The sequence below is a fragment of the Salinibacter sp. genome (assembly GCF_036626415.1).
Classification (GTDB): domain Bacteria; phylum Bacteroidota; class Rhodothermia; order Rhodothermales; family Salinibacteraceae; genus Salinibacter.
This window is the reverse complement of sequence record NZ_JAZKRW010000074.1, coordinates 1-15,184: the sequence shown is the minus strand read 5'-3', so window position 1 is coordinate 15,184 and position 15,184 is coordinate 1. Positions and strand designations below refer to the sequence as shown.

The window sequence follows — 15,184 nt, the reverse complement described above, 5'->3', positions numbered from 1 at the left end:
CGCTCCCGGCTCGACACGGTGGTGATCGACCCAGGGCACGGGGGCAAAGACCCGGGAGCGGTGGCCCACGGGCTGTACGAGAAGGACATTGTGCTGGACGTGGCCCACAAGCTGGGCGACTATATCGAAGATCGTCTCGACCTCGAAGTGGTGTACACCCGAACGGGCGACCGTTTCATCGCGCTGGAGGAGCGCGGCCACTTCGCGAATCGGAGGGGAGGCGACCTCTTCATCTCACTTCACGCCAATGCATTTCAGTCGTCGTCCGTGCAGGGCACGGAGACGTACTTTCTGGGGCGCTCCAAGACAAACGCGGCGCGGCGCGTCATGAAGCAAGAAAACAGCGTCGTGCGGGAATACGAGGAAAATCCGGATCGCTACGACGAGTACGACGCGGAGGCCTTCGTGAAGGGCGAACTCTTCCTGAGTGCCAGCATGCAGTTCAGCGAAGAGTTCGCGTCGATCGTCCAGAATCAGTTCAAGGAGCGGGTCCAGCGGCGCAGTCGGGGGGTGCACCAGGCCGGGTTCTACGTGTTGTGGAGCGCCTCAATGCCATCGGTCCTCGTAGAACTGGGGTACCTCACCAATCGGCAAGAGGCCCGTTTCCTCGACAGCGACCGCGGGCAGACCTACCTGGCGAGTGCCATTTTCCGGGCCGTGCGGAAATACAAGAATCAGTACAACAAGGGCATTGTCTCCAGCGAGTAGACGCGCCGGAGTACGACGTCGGAATGGGCCTTGGCTGTTTCGGTAACGCCCCCGTCCCCTCTCATGCCCTCACAGTCGACCTCACGCGTCATGACCAGTGCCGTGCGCATCCTACTCCAGCGGGGATCCCTGCTCATTGTTTTGCTGGCCGGGGGAGTGGTGTGGACCAGCTGCGACCTTGCGTCGGCGGGCAGCACGGCCATCCTGAATGCGGATTCTGCCGAACCGCCGACTGTGCGGCACCGATTCGAGTACGCGGCAGACGACGCTACGGGGGCAGGGCAAGTGGCGGTCCAGTCCACAGTGCAGTCGAGCGACCTCGACGCCATCTTGTCCCGCAACGGATTCAGCCGGCGCGACGTGGTCGACGCCCGGGTCGACAGCGTGCGGGTCGAACGGGTGTCCGCCCCGTCACTGAGGGACGTGGAGCTGTTTTTAGGAAGGGACGGCCCCCGCGTCGCTGGCGTTCAATTTTCGCCGGAGGGCCGGTCCACGATCGTCGACAATACGCGCAGGACGGTTACCCGGGCGGTGCAGAACGGTGCAGAAGTGCTTGACGGCCGGTTCGGGCTAGAGTCCTCCGAAGACGGGGTGGTCCGGGCCCGGGTCTACTACCGGCTCGAAGTGGAGGGCGTGTAGGGCGTTGCACCGGACCCCTACCGGATGGCAATACAGGAGATCTCCACTCGCGCGTTGCGGGGCAGCTCTGCGACCTCTACGGCCTGCCGGGCCGGCGGCTTCTCGTTGAAGTACCGCGCGTACACCTCGTTGATCTGCGCGTAGTCGTTCATGTCGCTCATGAAGACCTCGCAGCGGACCACGTTTTCGAACGACATGCTCGCGGCCTTCAAGATGGCTCCCACGTTGTCGAGCACGCGCTCCGTCTCCGCCTCAATCGATCCGTCGATCATGCTGTCGGTGTCCGGGTCGATCGCAATTTGGCCCGAGACGTACAGCCGGTCGTCCACGAGGACGCCCTGGCTGTAGGGGCCGATGGCCGCGGGGGCAAGCGGGGTCGTGACGGTACTACGAGAGGCAGAGGTCGATGTGGACATGTGGTGCAGGTCGGGGCATCTGGCAGAGAACGACACTCCCAACATCCCCCTCTCTACGGCGTGGCACAAGCAAATATTTTCTGAAGACCATATTCCTGCGTCTGTGCCCAAAAATGGGATAGGGTCAAGGGAGAATTGCGTCTCTCAACGACACTGTACACTTACCCTACAGGGAACGCCGATCCGGCCACAGCGGTTCACACCTGCCCTGTATCGTCAACCTGTTGGTACTCTTTTCTCGGGTCATGAGCACAAAGGGACGCGTACTCGTCGCCATGAGTGGCGGCGTCGATTCTTCCGTGACGGCCGTTCTGCTAAACGAGCGCGGCTACGATGTGGTGGGACTCACCATGAAAACGTGGGACTACTCCACCAGTGGGGGGGCGGACGGCAAGGAAGTGGGGTGCTGCTCCATTGAGTCGATGAACGACGCCCGCGTGGTGGCGACGAAGCACGGCTTTCCGCACTTCGTGGTGGATCTCCGGGAAGAGTTTGGGGATTGGGTGATTGAGCGGTTTACCAACGAGTACCTTTCGGGCCGCACCCCCAACCCCTGTGTGCTCTGCAACACCCACATTAAGTGGGATGCGCTGCTGCAGCGGGCCGACGACCTGGACTGCGAGTACATTGCCACCGGCCACTACGCCAACGTCCGCTACGACGACGACCTGGAGCGCTACCTTCTGAGCCGCGGCCTGGACCGCAACAAAGATCAGAGCTATGCCCTCTGGGGCCTGCCGCAAGAGCACCTGTCCCGGTCCATCTTCCCGCTCGGGGCCTACGAGAAGCCCGAGATCCGCGAGATGGCCGCCGAGTTCGGCCTTGACAATGTGGCCGACAAGCCCGACTCCTACGAGATTTGCTTCATCCCGGACAACGACTATCCCCGCTTTCTGAGAGACCGGGTCGACGGGCTCGAAGAGGAGGTGAGCGGCGGCAGGTTTGTGCTGAGCGACGGCACCGTCGTGGGAGAGCACGACGGCTACCCCTTCTACACCGTCGGCCAACGTCGGGGGCTGGGCCTTGCGCTCGGCGAGCGGGTCTACGTTACGGATATCGACCCGGAGACCAACACGATCACGGTGGGGCCGAAGGAGGAGCTCATGGAGCAGACCCTGACGGCCCACGAGATTAACCTCGTCAAGTATCCCGAGATCGAAGAGGAGCGCCCGGCCTGGGGCACCATCCGCTACAACGACGACGGGGCAGGGTGCCTCACCTGGCAGCCGGACGAGGACACCCTGAAGGTGGCCTTCGCCGAACCGAAGCGCGCCATTACGCCGGGACAGAGCCTTGTGCTCTACGAGGACGACGACGTTCTGGCCGGCGGGTGGATCCACGAGGTCGGGAGCGGCGAGGCCGAGACCGCAGAGCGGGCGGCCGAAGCGTCGGCTTAGAACCCGGCATGTTGGTTTTGAATCGGATGGAAGGCGGGCATCGATGCCCCCGGCGCATGGTCGAGGGCTGTAGTGGTGTGCCCTGAGCGTCAGCGAGGACGTACGTTCGGAGGGCGACCGCCTGTGACCGGAGGCGATTTGCAGGCCATCGCTGCCGCTCGGAGCCCCGAGGCACAAGTCGAAACAGGTTCTTAAATCCGCTGGGTGCAGGGGGCCGAGCGTGTACACGATCCCGACGGGTGGAACACTGAATTTCTCCCGGGGGTTCAATCCTCGTCATTCATGTCTCAAAAACAACAAGACGCGGCGCCCGGGACGACGACTTGTTTCGGAGCGCGCGAGTCCCCCCAACGTATGGAACGCACGGACCTGACGCGGATCGACGAGTTCACGTGGGAAATTCCCGAGTCGTTCCAGGAGGCGATGCGGGTGCCCGTGCGCATCCTTGCGAGCGAGTCCCTCATCGACGAGATTCTCGAGCGGAAGGCGATTGATCAGGCCATCCGCACCGCGATGCTTTCGGGACTGGTGGGGCATCTCGTGGTGATGCCGGACGTCTACAGCGGGCAGGGCGCGCCGGTCGGCATCGTGGCCGTGTCGAAGTGGCCGGTGGGCACCATCGCGCCCGGCGCCATCGGGCACGACATCAACGCGGGCGTTCGGCTGTTGGGGTCGGACATCAAGGCAGAGGAGGCGGAGGGCAACTTCGACGCCCTTGCCGATGCCCTGAAGAATCACATCCCGAGCGGGACGGACGCGGAGGGGTCCATCTCGCTCAACAAGAGCGAGGTCGACCACGTCGCACAGTCCGGCGCCCAGTGGGCCCTGCGCAAAGACATGGCGCAGCAGGACGACCTTGTCCGTGCGGAGGAGGGAGGCCGCCTCAACGAGGCGGACCCGAAGAAGGTGAGCGAGGCGGCCCGGTCGCTCGGGGCACAGCAGCTCGGGACGCTCGGGGGCGGGGAGCACTTCATCGAGATTCACTCTGTGGAGGAGGTTTTCAACCGTGCGGCGGCCGTCACGATGGGGCTCAAGGAGGGGACGCTCGTCGCTCAGATCCACTGCGGCTCTCGCGGCTACGGGCGCCAGGTCTGTGCAGACTACATTGAACGGTTTCGGGAGGTGGCGCCGTCGTACGACATCGAGCCGCCGGATCCGAACTTGGTGTCGGTCCCGCTCGACTCGGGCGAGGCCGAAGACTACATGGGGGCCATGCGGGCCGCGGCCAATTACGCCTACGCCAACCGACAGGTGCTGGCCCACCGCGTCCGCGAGGTCTTTGACGACCTGCTTGACGGGGCCGGGCAGCGCCTCAAGACGGTGTACGACGTGGCGCACAACCTGGGCCAGGTAGAGATGCATCAGGTCGACGGGAAGCACATGCGCTGCTACGTGCACCGCAAGGGAGCGGCCCGTGCCTTCGGGCCCGGCACGCCGGGCATCTCGCTTCCGTACCGCGCCCTCGGGCAGCCGGTCCTCGTGCCCGGCAGCATGGGCGACACCTCGTGGGTCATGCTTGCCACCCGCGACGCGATGCAGAAGAGCTTTGGCTCGGCCTGCCACGGGGCCGGGCGCACCATGAGTCGGCACGAAGCGAACCATCAGGCCGAGCCGGTGCCGCTCGACGAGGACGGAGACGGCGTTGCCGTCCGCTCGGGGGACGGCTCGGCCTCCGCCGGCGTGCAGCTCAAGGAGAACATCGGCGGCGTTGTGGAGACGGTGGCCGGAGCGCGACTCGCCGGCAAGGTGGCGCGGCTGGAGCCCCTCGCCGTCATGCACGGGTAAGCTCCGGGTGTCTCCGTGCCGGCCGCCGCTGTCCCTCGCATCTCGGCGGCAGGGCCTGCCGCTATGTCCGCGCCGTGCCGAACGGTCGTGGATCCTCAGGTCCATCCAGAGAGACACAGACGGCCCGAGAATGCATGAAGGAATGCGGATCCGTTGAAGCGGGTCGTCTTGTTGCGAAAGAGTAATAGGATAGCGCCCCCTGTTCGAAGCGCATTGGGGCCCGGGTCGTATGAGTACTCCAGTTCCCACTGTCCCCTTCACCTGACGTTTGATCCCCATGTCCGACTCCGATCCCGAAGGCCCCTCCTTGCTTGTCGTTGAAGATGACAGCGAGCTCAGCACGAGTCTTCTGCTCTACCTGGAATCCGAGGGCTACGAGGTGACGCTCGCCGAGACCGGAGAGACGGCCCTCGAAGAGGCCACGCGGCTGCCGGGGTACGACCTCATTGTGCTCGATGCGAAGCTGCCCGACCTCAGCGGCTTTGAGGTGCTCCGCCAGGCCCGTGACGACGGCGTCCGCACGCCGGTGCTCATGCTCACAGGCCTTGGCGACCACGAGCACAAGATGCGAGGCTTTCAGGTGGGGGCCGACGACTACCTGACGAAGCCGTTCGAGACGGAGGAACTGGTGGCACGGATTGACGTGCTGCTCCGTCGGGAAGCGGAGGCGACCGACGAGGCCGGAACGTTCCGCGTCGGCGGGCTTCGCGTGAACCTTGAAGAGGACGAGGTCTCGCGGGAAGGAGACCCCGTTGACCTGACGGACCTGGAGTACAAGCTACTCGCCTACTTGATGCGCCGGCGCGGCCGCACGGCGACCCGTGAGCAGATCCTCCGGGACGTATGGGACCTGCCCACAGAGGTGGAGACGCGCACGATTGATCGGCACGTCAATGCCCTCCGTGACGTGATGGACGGGGACGAGGAAGACGAGTGGCCCATCCAGAGCGTGTACGGCATCGGGTATAAGCTGGAGGGCGCGGAGCGGGTGGCTGACTCAGAGCAAGAGACGGTGTAACTGGAGCCCGAGCCGCCCTCGTTGAATCGGGAGCCGATCGCGGCCGCGTTATTCGTCGTCGAACCGATAGCCGATCCCGTAGACCGTCTCGATGTAGGTCGGGTCGGAGGGGTCGGGCTCAATCTTCTTGCGGACCGAAGCCATGTGGCGGTCGATGGTCCGCGTGATAATGTTTTCGTCGATGCCCCACACGTCCCGCAGGAGTTGCTTGCGCGTGACGGTGCGCCCCTTGTGCTGGATGAGGTAGCGGAGGATGTCGAACTCCAGGGCCGTGAAGTTGAGCTCGTCGCCGTCGCGGTACGCCTCGTGGGTGGAGAAGTTGACCTCTACGTCCCCAATCTCGTAGACGTCCATTGGGGCTTCGGCGGGGGGCATGGTGCGCTGGAGGATGGCCTTTACCCGAGCGGCGAGCTCCTCCACGTTGAACGGCTTGGTAATGTAATCGTCCGCCCCAAGGCCAAACCCCTTCAGCTTCGACTCCTGTTCGCCCCGCGCCGTGATCATGAGAACAGGGGCGCTGAAGCCCATCTCCTGCGACTCCTCGAGCACCTCAAAGCCGTCCTTCTCGGGCAGCATCACGTCGAGGAGGACGACGTCGCACTTGTCCATGTCCTTCATTTTCTGGAGGGCCTGCTCGCCGTCCCCGGCGGTTTCCACTTCGTAGTCTTCGAGCTCGAAGTATTCTTCGAGTCCCATGAGGATGTCGGTATCATCCTCCACGATGAGCATGTGGTAGGTGCGGTCCGTCGTCGTCGGCATGGTTGAGCGGGAAGGGTAGAAGAGAGCAGAAATTGCGAAGCCGATGCTTGAGAAGCGACTATAACATAGCTCTCTCTTTCTGTTTTGGTCCCGCGAAGGGCCACGGGGCTGTGACGGTCGAGTTGGAAACCGTCGGGCATGCCGAGATTTGACGCGTGGACCGGACACCGCGCGGGGGCACCTCGTATAGGATAAATCCACCGGATCACTCCGCAATTCCGTTCACCCGTTTCCCCTGTCTGCATGACCGACGACGCGAAATCGTTCTTCTTCGACCTTCTTGACACCCCGAGTCCCACCGGCTTTGAAGCCCCCGGCCAGCGCGTGTGGGCCGAGTACGTACGCGGCCACGCCGACGCGGTAGAGACCGACGCGTACGGCACGGCCTGGGCCCGTTTGGGGGGCACGGCCGACGAGGCCCCGAGCGTCATGCTCGACGCGCACGCCGATGAGATTGGGTTCATGGTGCGCCACATCACCGACGACGGCTTCATCTACATCAACCGCATCGGCGGCTCGGACCGCGCCATTGCGCGCGGCCTTCGTGTGCGCATCCTGGGCGACGACGGACCGGTCACTGGCGTGGTGGGAAACACGGCCATCCACATCCGCGACACCAAGAACGAGACGGTGCCCAAGGTGCACGAGTTGTTTGTGGACATCGGGGCCGAGGACGAGGACGAGGTGCACGACCGTGGCATCCGGGTGGGGCACCCAATGGTGTTCGACGTGGGGCCGACCGAGCTGACTGACACCCGCATCACGGCCCGCGCCATCGACAACCGCCTCGGCGGCTTCATCATCGCGCAGGCCGTGGCGCGGCTCGCTGAAGACCGTCCGGCGTGGGACGTGCAGGCCGCCAACTCGGTACAGGAAGAAATTGGGGGACATGGGGCCAAGATGATTACGCACCGCCTCAACCCCGACGCCGCGATTGCATTCGACGTGACGCACGCCACCGACTCGCCGGGCATCAATAGCACCAAGCACGGCGACGTGGAGCTCGGCGACGGGCCGACCGTCACCCACGGCACGTCCAACCACCCGCAGCTCGTGGAGCGTGTCACCGAGGTGGCCGACGCCGAAGACATTCCGCTCCAGCACGAGCCGAGCAGCCGCCGCACCGGCACCGATACCGACTCCATCTTCAAGACGCGCAGCGGCGTGCCCAGCGTGCTGCTGTCCGTGCCGCTCCGCTACATGCACTCGACCGTGGAGGTGGCCGACACCGAAGACATCGAGCACTGCGTGCAGCTCTACGCGGCGCTCGTCCGCTCCTTCGACGGAGAGGAGGCGTTCGGCGTCTCGCTGTAGTGGGCAGCCGACAGCGGTCAGCCAGTGGCAGTCGGCTCCGCGTGCAGCTGCCGGTACTTGCGGACGATCGAGAAGGCCATCTCCAGGGACTGCTCGTAGTTGAGCCGCGGGTCGACATGGGACTCGTAGGCCTGCCCGAGGTCGGCCTCGCTCAGGCCGCGTGCCCCGCCGATGCACTCGGTCACGTTCTTGCCGGTGAGCTCGAAGTGCACCCCACCCAGATGCGAGCCCTCGGCCGCGTGAACGTCGAGGGCCTGCTCCAGCTCGCCGAGGATGTTGTCGAAGTGGCGTGTCTTGGTGCCGTCCTCGGTCGTCTCGGTGTTGCCGTGCATGGGGTCGGCGATCCAGAGAACCGACTGGCCGGTGGCCTGCACCGCCTCGATGAGGCGGGGGAGCCGGTCGCCAATGGTGTCGGCCCCGAGGCGCGAGATGAGCGTGAGCTTGCCTGGCTCGTCGTCGGGGTCGAGCGTGCGGACCAGCGTTTTGAGCTTGGTGGGCGTCATGTCCGGCCCCACCTTCAGGCCCACCGGGTTTTCGATCCCGCGCGCGTACTCGACGTGGGCGTTCTCGATTTGGTTGGTGCGCTTGCCCACCCAGGGCAGGTGCGTGCCGAGGTTGTAGATGCCGTCCTTGTGCGGGACGGAGCGGGAGAGGGCTTCCTCGTAGGGCAGCAGCAGTGCCTCGTGGCTCGTGTAGAACGTGACGCTTTCGAGGGAGTCGAGCTCCTGTTCGGTCACGGCCTCGACGAAGTCGATCGTGTCTCCGATCGCGTCGACGAGGGCGTGGTACTCCTCCGCGAGCGGCGAGTGGTCCATGAAGTCGAGGTCCCAGTACTCCGGGTGCCGAAGGTCGGCAAAGCCGCCCTCGGCGAGGGCGCGCACGAGGTTGAGGGTAAGGGAGGAGCTGGAGTAGGCCTCCACCATCCGTTCCGGGGCTGGGCGGCGGGTCTCCGCCGAAAAGTCGGGGCCGTTGATGATGTCGCCCCGGTAGCTGGGCAGCGTGGTGCCGTCGCGCGTCTCAGTGTCCGAGGAGCGCGGCTTGGCGTATTGCCCGGCAAAGCGCCCCACCCGCACGACACTCGTGTTCAGCCCGTAGGTGAGCACGAGGCTCATTTGCATCAGAATCTTGAGCCGGCCGGTGATGACGTCGGCCCGGCAGTTGCCAAACGACTCGGCGCACTCGCCGCCCTGCAGGAGGAACCGGTCGCCCCGTGCGGCCCGGGCAATTTCCTTTTTTAGGTTCTCCACCTCCCAGGACGTGACGAGTGGAGGCAGGGCCGAGACGTGGTCGAGCTTCTCCTCCAGCGCCGCCTCATCGGGATACGTGGGCTGCTGAAGGGCGTCCTTTTCACGCCAGGAGCGAAGGGTCCAGTCCTGCGTATCGGTCTGAGACATAAGGGGGGTGCTTGTGCAAAAGACAACCGTACGCTCTACGAGCCGCCCATCACACACGTTTCCGGGGATGAGCAGTGACGCAGGCCGCGTGCGAGTGGGGGCAATCATTGGCGCCGGGACTCCGTAACAGTGCATCCGGCTTGCGCGACGGACGTGCACGAGGCGCCATTCTATGAACTGCTGATTGCTCTCCCGTGACCGCCACCGAGAAGCGCATTTTGCTCGTCGAGGACGACGACGACATTGCAGATTTGCTCACGCTGCACCTCACCGACGAAGGGCACGCGGTCGAAAAGGTGGGCGATGGCGACGCGGGGCTGGAGCGCGCCCTTCACGAAGAGTACGACCTCATTATCCTCGACATCATGCTGCCCGGCACCGATGGGTTCGACATCTGCCGCCGGCTTCGTCAGGAGAAGTGTCCGACGCCCATTCTGATGGTGACGGCCAAGACCGAGGAGGTAGACAAGGTGCTGGGGCTGGAGCTGGGGGCCGACGACTACATCACCAAGCCCTTCAGCATCCGCGAGGTGCTGGCGCGCGTGAAGGCGCTCTTCCGGCGCGTGGAGGTGGACCAGGAGGCTCAAGAAGAGGGCGCCGAGACGCCCATCGAGCTCGGGGGGCTCGTGATTGCGCCGGAGAAGCGCAAGGTGACCGTTGGGCAGAAGGCCATCGACCTCACGAGCAAAGAGTTCGAACTGCTTCTCCTGTTCGCTCGCAATCCGGGGCGCGCCTTCAGCCGCGATGAGCTGCTCGAGGAGGTGTGGGGCTACCAGTACAGCGGCTACAGCCATACGGTCAATACGCACATCAACCGCCTTCGCAACAAGATTGAACCGACCCCCTCCGAGCCGCAGTACGTGAAGACCGTGTGGGGGGTGGGCTACCGGTTCGCCGAGCCGGAGGAGTTGGCGACGAGCGACGCGTGAGGCGTGACGAGTGATGCGTATCTCGTATTGCGTATTTCGTGGTTCGGGGCCACTTACGCAATACGCACCACGCAATACGCCCCCCTAGATCTTGACTGTCTCTGGTTCTTCCTGCCGCCCCACTCCACGGGTTCACCCAGCACGTATCCCTGAATCCCCATGCTCAACAGCTTTTACGCCAAGCTGAGCGCCCTCTTCCTCGTGCTGATCGTGGGGCTCGGGGTGCTGCTCGCCACCTTCGGGGTGCGGGCCGCCCGGCAGTACGCCGACGAGGTGGAGCAGAAGCTCAACCGGACCCTGGCGGAGGAGATGGTGCCCCGCTTCGAGCCGCACCTGAAGGACAGCATCGACACGGGAGCGATCGAGGCCACGATCCAGGACATGACCGGGATCAACCGCCGCATCGAGATTTATCTGCTGGAGCGCGACGGGGCCTTGAAGGCCTCCTTCGCCGTGCCCGACACGCAGATTGAGCAGCGCCGCGTCGACCTGGCTCCTGTACAACGGTTTATGGAGGGCGGCGACCTGCCCATTCGGGGCGACGATCCGATGACGGCCGGAACGAAGAAGCCGTTCTCGGCCGCCCACATCGAAATCATGGGCCGGAAGGGCTGCTACCTCTACGTGCTTCTGGGCAGCGAGCAGTACGCCTCGGTGGCTGGCATGGTGGGGGAAAGCTACATCCTGCAGACGGCGCTCTGGGGCCTGGGGCTTATCGTGCTGGTGACGGCCGGCGTGGGCCTGCTGCTCTTCCGGCGCCTCACCCAGCGCCTGCGCGGGATGCAGGACGTGGTGGCCAACTTTGAGCAGGGCGCGTTCGACCGCCGCGTGGAGGTGACCTCCCACGACGAGATTGGGCGCCTCGGCGAGTGCTTCAACCGCATGGCCGACAACCTGGAGGCCACCATGGAGGAGCTGCGACAGGCCGACCGCATGCGGCGCGAGCTGGTGGCCAACGTGTCGCACGACCTGCGGAGCCCCATCGCGTCGATTCAGGGCTACCTGGAAACCGTCTCGATGAAGGACGGCGACCTCGACCCCGAGGAGCGACAGCGCTACGTCACGACGGCGCTCAAGAACACAAAGCGCCTCAACGCGCTCGTGAGCGAGCTCTTCGAGCTGTCGAAGCTCGAAACGAAGCAGATTGAGCCGACGATTGAGTCGTTTCCCATCGCCGAGCTCGTGCAGGACGTGGTGATGCAGTACGACCCTCAGGCCGAAGAGCAGGCCGTGGACCTGAGGGCAACGCTGCCGGACCGCCACGTCCGGGTGGAGGCTGACATTGGCCTCATAGAGCGAGCCCTGTCCAACCTCATCGACAATGCCATCCACTACACGCCAGAGGACGGCACGGTGCGCGTGCGCCTGGACAACGAGCGGGACGAGGTTCGTGTGGACGTGGAAGACACGGGGCCCGGCATTCCCGAGGACGACCTGCCGCACATCTTCGAGCGGTTCTACCGGGTCGACAAGAGCCGGGACCGGGACAAGGGCGGGGCGGGCCTCGGCCTCGCCATCGCCAAGACGATCCTGGAGCTGCACGGCCGCACCCTGGAGGTAGAGAGCACGGTGGGGGAAGGAACGACCTTCCGCTTCCGGCTGCCCGTGGAGGCGACGGCCGACCCCGACGCATAGACGGTTGGGCGGGGGCGAGGGACTGTTATAGAACTGTTAGACCTTGTGACGCGAGCGTAAGGGGATCTGAGTCTTCTGTGACGACACTCGTCCGTGAGTTGAGAAGGTTAGGTGTGCGCGATGTGTGGAGGGACGGAGCCTTCATCGCACACAATCTCTCTTTCCGATCCGCTCAACTCAGCCATGACCCTACGCTCACGTTCTCGCACACGTACATCATTTGCCGTCCTGCTCGTAGCCGGCCTGGGGCTGTTCCTGGCGGGCTGTGATAGCAACGGTGGGGGCGACACCACTGAGAATCAGCCGCCCTCGGCCGACCTCTCCCTCGATTCCCGAAGTGGGCTGACCGCGGCCTTCAGCGCGGCGGGCAGTACCGATCCGGACGGGGACATCGCGTCGTACGAGTGGGAGTTCGGGGACGGGGGCACGGCCACTGGGGAAACGGTCGTTCGAGAATACGACGCCGGCGGCACGTACACCGCCACGGTCACGGTGACCGACGACGAAGGCGCAACGAGTTCCGCCGAGATGGACGCGATGGTAAGCCGCACGCCCACGACCTTCGACGTCACCATCGAGAACGTAGGCCCGGCCCAGCCGCTCACGAAGGCCGGCGTGTTCAACACGCCCGTTGGGGCCGACGCGCCGGGGCCGCTAACCCCGGGCGACGCGTATGAGTTTTCGTTTGCGGTTGGCCCCAATGAGATTCCGGGGTCCGGAATGCGGCTCTCCTTCGCGTCGATGTTCGTCCAGTCGAACGACCTCTTCTACGCCTTCGACGCGGGGGGGCTCGCGCTCTTTGACAACAGCGACGCGCCACGCTTCCAAGACGGACCGGTCGACGTGACCGACCAGGTCTCGTACTGGGACGCGGGCACGGAGGTCGACCAGGAGCCGGGCACGGGCGAAAACCAGGCCCCGCGCCAGTCTAGTCCCAGCACGGGCCCCGACGAGGGGGGCGATCTGGTGCGGGTCACTGACAGCAATAACGACGGAAGGCCGGACGACAGCGGCTTCGAGTACCCGGCCGTGGCCGACGGCATCGAAGTGACCCTCAACAGCGAGCCGGACGAAGCCACGGGGGCCATTCGGTTCACGGTCCGCGTCGAAAACGTCAGCGACGAGACCGGGACCACCGTCAATGGCGCGCCGCTCGTGATCTCGCCCGGCGCCTTTGCCGCACACTTCGATCAGGTGCCCGGGCCTGGAGACGAGGTGGCATTCTTCGTGCCGGACGTGCCCGAGTCGGAGAGCATCGAAGGCATCGAAGAGATCGCCGAGGATGGCGATCCGAGCGTCCGGGCCGACGCGGCGTCATCGCTGACGGGCCCCACCGTGCCGCTATCGCCGGGGGCGTACGCCGCCCACACCGACGCCGTGCAGGCGTTCGCGACCGGGGAGAGCGCGTCCGACGGCATCGAGGGCGTCGCGGAGGACGGCACGCCGGGCACGCTCGCCGGCGAACTCGACGCCTCGAGCGACGCCATTCGCGACGCAGGGGTCTTTAACACTCCGGACGGGGCCGACGACCCAGGGCCGCTCGCGCCGAACAACAGCTACGCCTTCGAGGTCGACGCGCAGCCCGGCGAGCGCCTGTCGTTCGCGACGATGTACATCCAGTCGAACGACCTCTTCTACGGCGTGCAGCCGGAGGGGCTGCCGCTCTTCTCCAACGACGCCCCCATCAACGGGGCCATGACCGAGCAGGTGGTTCTCTACGACGCCGGCACGGAGGGCGATGAGGAGCCGGGCACCGGCCTCAACCAGGCGCCCCGCCAGTCGGGCACGGACACCGGTCCGGCCGGAGAAGGGAGCATCGTGGAGGTGACCAACGCTGACGACGATCGCCTCCTCGACAATGATGGCTTCGGCTACGAGGAGACGGCCAACGTGATCAAGGTTACGATCACGCCGCAGAACTGAGCGGTTGGCCTCGCGACCATTTCGCACGATGATTCCCGCCTGGGGGCCGCTGGCCGCCGGGCGGTGGTGTGTTGGGGCTGCGTCTACGGCAGGTCGTACAGGGGCGCGAACTTCTCGTGGGCGTACCGCAGCCACGGGGCGGCCGACAGCTCGGCGCCGGTGGCACGCTTCAAGAGATCGGGGGCCGATAGAATGCGCCCGTGCCGGTGGACGTGGGTGCGGAGCCAGTCGAGCAGCGGATCGAAGCGACCGTCGGCAACCTGTTCGGACAGGCTCGGAAGGTCGTCCTGGATCGCCTCCATGAGCTGGGCGGCCGTGAGGGTGCCGAGCGTGTAGGTGGGAAAGTAGCCGAAGGCGCCCTGCGACCAGTGCACGTCCTGCAGCACCCCGTCCGCGTCCGATGACGGGGTCACGCCGAGATATTCGTCCATCGCCTCGTTCCAGCGCTCGGGGAGTTCGTTTACCGACACCGAGCCGTCGATGAGGCCGCGCCCCAGCTCGAAGCGGAGCATCACGTGCAGGTGGTAGGTCACCTCGTCGGCCTCCACCCGGATCAGGGATGGCGTCACCCGGTTGATCGCGCGGTAGAACGGCTCCAGGGCCGCGTCGCCGAGGGCGTCGGGGAAGGTGTCTTTCAGGCGGGGCAGGTAGTGGCGCCAGAACGGACGGCTACGGCCGATGTGGTTCTCCCAGAGGCGCGCCTGCGACTCGTGGGTGCTGAGCGCCGTGCCGTCGCCGAGGGGCGTGCGGGCGAGCGACGGGGCGATGCCCTGCTCGTACAGGCCGTGCCCGGCCTCGTGGATCGTCGAGAAGAGGGCCGACGCCACGTTGTCCTCGTCGTAGCGCGTGGTGAGGCGCACGTCGTCGGGGGAGAAGGCGGTAGTAAACGGATGGGCCGAGACGTCCTGTCGCCCGCGGTCGAAGTCGTACCCGAAGTCCGCGATCACCGATCGCCCAAACGCCTGTTGCTCCGCCTCCGGATAGGTTCCTCTTAGGATCTCGGAGTCGATCTGCGGCGCGTCGTCGATGACGTCGACGAGGGGGACGAGGTCGTTGCGCAGCGTGTCGAAGAGGGATGTCACCTCGGCGGTGGTGCGGCCCGGCTCGTACTCCGTGAGCAGGGCGTCGTACGGCTCGTCCGTGTAGCCGATCGCCTCGGACTTCTCCACGGACAGGTCCACGAGGGTCTCCAGGTGCGGGGCGAACCGGGCAAAGTCGTCGTTCTGCCGGGCCTGGGTCCACGCCTGCTGGGCCTGCGACCGGGCCT

At 65.4% G+C, this 15,184-nt stretch carries 13 protein-coding genes; 9 read left to right on the top strand and 4 right to left on the bottom strand.

What is annotated here, in order from left to right:
* A partial coding sequence (locus V5A20_RS09230) for an N-acetylmuramoyl-L-alanine amidase family protein (RefSeq protein WP_332327187.1) occupies positions 1-708 on the top strand: 708 nt, incomplete at its 5' end.
* A 63-nt stretch (positions 709-771) separates the two neighbouring features.
* Positions 772-1,347: a hypothetical protein gene (locus V5A20_RS09225; protein ID WP_332327186.1), complete on the top strand. Its 576-nt coding sequence runs from the start codon at positions 772-774 to the stop codon at positions 1,345-1,347.
* A gap of 17 nt (positions 1,348-1,364) precedes the next feature.
* Here V5A20_RS09225 and V5A20_RS09220 read toward each other — a convergent pair whose 3' ends face one another.
* Positions 1,365-1,763, bottom strand: coding sequence for a RidA family protein (locus tag V5A20_RS09220; RefSeq protein WP_332316138.1), 399 nt, complete (start codon positions 1,761-1,763; stop codon positions 1,365-1,367).
* A 245-nt stretch (positions 1,764-2,008) separates the two neighbouring features.
* Between V5A20_RS09220 and mnmA the strand changes: the two genes are divergently transcribed.
* The 3 genes from mnmA (at position 2,009) to V5A20_RS09205 (ending at position 5,963) form a co-directional block, all read left to right on the top strand.
* On the top strand, positions 2,009-3,160 hold the full coding sequence (gene mnmA, locus V5A20_RS09215; RefSeq protein WP_332316137.1) for a tRNA 2-thiouridine(34) synthase MnmA: 1,152 nt from the start codon (positions 2,009-2,011) through the stop codon (positions 3,158-3,160).
* A gap of 354 nt (positions 3,161-3,514) precedes the next feature.
* Positions 3,515-4,945 carry an RtcB family protein gene (locus tag V5A20_RS09210; protein ID WP_332316136.1) on the top strand — a complete coding sequence of 477 codons (1,431 nt, stop codon included), beginning with the start codon at positions 3,515-3,517 and terminating at the stop codon, positions 4,943-4,945.
* 277 nt (positions 4,946-5,222) lie between these two features.
* Positions 5,223-5,963, top strand: coding sequence for a response regulator transcription factor (locus tag V5A20_RS09205; protein WP_332316135.1), 741 nt, complete (start codon positions 5,223-5,225; stop codon positions 5,961-5,963).
* A 48-nt stretch (positions 5,964-6,011) separates the two neighbouring features.
* On the opposite strand, the gene V5A20_RS09200 is transcribed toward V5A20_RS09205, so the two are convergent.
* Entirely contained in the window at positions 6,012-6,722 is a 711-nt protein-coding gene (locus V5A20_RS09200) for a response regulator transcription factor (protein WP_332316134.1), read from the bottom strand.
* A gap of 243 nt (positions 6,723-6,965) precedes the next feature.
* Between V5A20_RS09200 and V5A20_RS09195 the strand changes: the two genes are divergently transcribed.
* Positions 6,966-8,036, top strand: coding sequence for a M42 family metallopeptidase (locus V5A20_RS09195; protein WP_332316133.1), 1,071 nt, complete (start codon positions 6,966-6,968; stop codon positions 8,034-8,036).
* A 17-nt stretch (positions 8,037-8,053) separates the two neighbouring features.
* On the opposite strand, the gene V5A20_RS09190 is transcribed toward V5A20_RS09195, so the two are convergent.
* The gene (locus tag V5A20_RS09190; RefSeq protein WP_332316132.1) at positions 8,054-9,430 is read right to left on the bottom strand and encodes a class II 3-deoxy-7-phosphoheptulonate synthase; all 1,377 of its coding nucleotides are present in this window, start codon (positions 9,428-9,430) and stop codon (positions 8,054-8,056) included.
* Positions 9,431-9,624: 194 nt separating this feature from the next.
* On the opposite strand from V5A20_RS09190, the gene V5A20_RS09185 reads away from it, so the two are divergent.
* From V5A20_RS09185 to V5A20_RS09175, 3 genes are all read left to right on the top strand, one after another.
* Positions 9,625-10,359 (top strand): response regulator transcription factor, encoded by a 735-nt coding sequence (locus V5A20_RS09185; RefSeq protein WP_332327185.1) that lies wholly within the window; start codon positions 9,625-9,627, stop codon positions 10,357-10,359.
* A 159-nt stretch (positions 10,360-10,518) separates the two neighbouring features.
* Positions 10,519-11,994: a sensor histidine kinase gene (locus V5A20_RS09180; RefSeq protein WP_332316130.1), complete on the top strand. Its 1,476-nt coding sequence runs from the start codon at positions 10,519-10,521 to the stop codon at positions 11,992-11,994.
* Positions 11,995-12,177: 183 nt separating this feature from the next.
* Positions 12,178-13,917, top strand: coding sequence for a spondin domain-containing protein (locus V5A20_RS09175; protein ID WP_332316129.1), 1,740 nt, complete (start codon positions 12,178-12,180; stop codon positions 13,915-13,917).
* An 83-nt stretch (positions 13,918-14,000) separates the two neighbouring features.
* On the opposite strand, the gene V5A20_RS09170 is transcribed toward V5A20_RS09175, so the two are convergent.
* On the bottom strand, positions 14,001-15,184 hold a 1,184-nt coding region (locus V5A20_RS09170), incomplete at its 5' end, for a carboxypeptidase M32 (RefSeq protein WP_332327184.1).

Excerpts from the sequence above, each read along its gene's own strand:
- V5A20_RS09225 (WP_332327186.1), top strand. The coding sequence starts at position 772 with ATGCCCTCACAGTCGACCTCACGCGTCATGACCAGTGCCGTGCGCATC.
- V5A20_RS09220 (WP_332316138.1), bottom strand. The coding sequence starts at position 1,763 with ATGTCCACATCGACCTCTGCCTCTCGTAGTACCGTCACGACCCCGCTT.
- mnmA (WP_332316137.1), top strand. The coding sequence starts at position 2,009 with ATGAGCACAAAGGGACGCGTACTCGTCGCCATGAGTGGCGGCGTCGAT.
- V5A20_RS09210 (WP_332316136.1), top strand. The coding sequence starts at position 3,515 with ATGGAACGCACGGACCTGACGCGGATCGACGAGTTCACGTGGGAAATT.
- V5A20_RS09205 (WP_332316135.1), top strand. The coding sequence starts at position 5,223 with ATGTCCGACTCCGATCCCGAAGGCCCCTCCTTGCTTGTCGTTGAAGAT.
- V5A20_RS09200 (WP_332316134.1), bottom strand. The coding sequence starts at position 6,722 with ATGCCGACGACGACGGACCGCACCTACCACATGCTCATCGTGGAGGAT.
- V5A20_RS09195 (WP_332316133.1), top strand. The coding sequence starts at position 6,966 with ATGACCGACGACGCGAAATCGTTCTTCTTCGACCTTCTTGACACCCCG.
- V5A20_RS09190 (WP_332316132.1), bottom strand. The coding sequence starts at position 9,430 with ATGTCTCAGACCGATACGCAGGACTGGACCCTTCGCTCCTGGCGTGAA.
- V5A20_RS09180 (WP_332316130.1), top strand. The coding sequence starts at position 10,519 with ATGCTCAACAGCTTTTACGCCAAGCTGAGCGCCCTCTTCCTCGTGCTG.
- V5A20_RS09175 (WP_332316129.1), top strand. The coding sequence starts at position 12,178 with ATGACCCTACGCTCACGTTCTCGCACACGTACATCATTTGCCGTCCTG.